At 72.5% G+C, this 1,804-nt stretch carries 3 protein-coding genes; all 3 read left to right on the top strand.

Features of this window, described 5'->3' with window-relative positions; genetic code table 11:
• The first annotated feature begins 349 nt into the window (after window positions 1–349).
• The 3 genes from ACZ4FV_RS51585 (at window position 350) to ACZ4FV_RS51575 (ending at window position 1,661) form a co-directional block, all read left to right on the top strand.
• Window positions 350–868, top strand: coding sequence for a hypothetical protein (locus tag ACZ4FV_RS51585; RefSeq protein ID WP_465328346.1), 519 nt, complete (start codon window positions 350–352; stop codon window positions 866–868).
• A gap of 48 nt (window positions 869–916) precedes the next feature.
• Window positions 917–1,168, top strand: coding sequence for a hypothetical protein (locus ACZ4FV_RS51580; protein ID WP_465328345.1), 252 nt, complete (start codon window positions 917–919; stop codon window positions 1,166–1,168).
• Window positions 1,169–1,292: 124 nt separating this feature from the next.
• Entirely contained in the window at window positions 1,293–1,661 is a 369-nt protein-coding gene (locus ACZ4FV_RS51575) for a hypothetical protein (RefSeq protein ID WP_465328343.1), read from the top strand.
• Window positions 1,662–1,804 lie beyond the last annotated feature (143 nt).

Genomic DNA, 1,804 nt, shown 5'->3' with positions numbered 1-1,804 from the left:
CCGGCCCCGCGCCCGCGCCGGCCCCGCGCCCGCGCCGGCCCCGGCCCCGCGCCCGCGCCGGCCGGGCCCGCCGGCGCGGCCGGATTTCGGTCGCGGGGTCGGGGGTGCGCGATAGAAAGCGTCGCGTATTCCGTATTCCGGCTCTGAATCGGTCGAGGAATTCGCCGAATACCAGCAATTCACGGCGGTGCAATTCATGGATATCGAGCTATGCTTTTCATGTACCCGGAAAACGGGGGCGGGAAAACCGCCCGAACGGGCCGTGTGAATAGGGCCCGGAATTGTAGTGAATCGTGAATTGGCCGACGGGATAAGTACGCCCGTTTCGATGCCGGAGGTGACGGTCACCATGGACGACATACGCGCCCGGATGCCGGCGCTGCGGGACGAGAGATGCGCCCGGGGCCGGGAACCGGTGCCGATCACGCTCGCGGAGCGTGCGATCGGCGCCCTGCGGGCCCACGAGGCCTACGGCCTGTTCCGCGCGGACGTGTTCACGCACATGCGCCGCAGCGAGCCGTGGCGGATGCTCGCCCGGATGCTCGAGGTGGACCCGGAGGTCATCGTCCGCGAACGGGGCCCCGACCTGATCTGGTTCCTCCACGTGCCCGACGGCACGCGCCGGCACACGTTCTGGGTGCCGCCCGCCCCCGACGAGCCCTCTCCGGAGGACGTGTTCACGGTGTGCTGGGTGAGCGAATGCCCCTGCTGCGACCGGCCGATGCCGATGGTCGAGATCACCAACCTCGCCGACCTCGGCCGGGTCCTCGACCCGGACCACGCCGACGAGGTGATCGAACGCGCGGTCGCCGGCCCCTACATCGGCCAGGCCCGATTCCACACGGCGACCTGCGACCGCTGGTTCTGACCCCCGCCACCCGATTCCGACCCCATCACCTCCCGACGGGAGCCCGTCGTGATCACCTCCACGTCCACCATGTCCGCCGCGAACGTCATCGGCGCCGACGTCGACTGGGCCGTGACCTACCGCCTGCCCACCACCCCCGCCGACCAGGTCCTCGTCAGCCCGGACTGCGCCACCCTCGACGCCCTGCAGGACCAGATCGACACGATCGGCCGGCTCGACGGCGCCCACGACGTCCGGATCGTCCAGCGCACCATCGCCACCGCGTACGTGACGCTCGCCGACCTCGACGGACACCCGTAGCACCGCACCCGTAACGCCCGCACCCCTATCGGTACCACCGGTGTGACCGGGCCGCCGCCCGCGCGGCGGCCCGGACCCCACCACCGCGCACCCGCGAACACCACCCGCCTCCGGGAGGAGCATCATGCCGACCGACACCGACCAGCCCTATGCCTCGACCGAGCGCTACCTCGACCACCGCAACGACCTGCTCAGCCTGCTCAAGAGCTGGTGTTACACCCACACCGCCGGCCACCTGGGCTCGCGCGAACACCGCCACCGCCCCGAGGTTCTCGCGTTCGGCCAGGCGTTCGACGCCCTCATGGACAGGGCGCCGGGAACGTGGCGCCGGCTGCCCGACGAGCACGCCCGACTCGCCGACACCGCCCGGGCGTTGTTGGGGGCGATGGGCCCCTCCGACGAGCAGGACGACGGCAACGGCCGATACGTCCTCCGCCGGATCGAGGACGTGTCCGACCGGATCGCCCGGGGCCTGCGCGCCGACCTCGGCTGACCACCACACCCGCACCCGCACCGCACTCGTACCACCGGTGCGACCCGGGCCCGCCCGGGGGGGGGGGGGGGGGGGGGGGGGGGGGGGGCAGGGAGGGGGGGGGGGGGGAAAGGGAGGGAAGGGGGGGGGGGGGGGGGAGAGGG

It is taken from the genome of Embleya sp. NPDC025285, assembly GCF_055558835.1.
Note: the sequence above shows the minus strand (reverse complement) of the source record. Positions and strands in the feature narration are given on the sequence as shown.

Coding starts and splice junctions, on each gene's coding strand:
- ACZ4FV_RS51585 (WP_465328346.1), top strand. CDS start 350: ATGGACGACATACGCGCCCGGATGCCGGCGCTGCGGGACGAGAGATGC.
- ACZ4FV_RS51575 (WP_465328343.1), top strand. CDS start 1,293: ATGCCGACCGACACCGACCAGCCCTATGCCTCGACCGAGCGCTACCTC.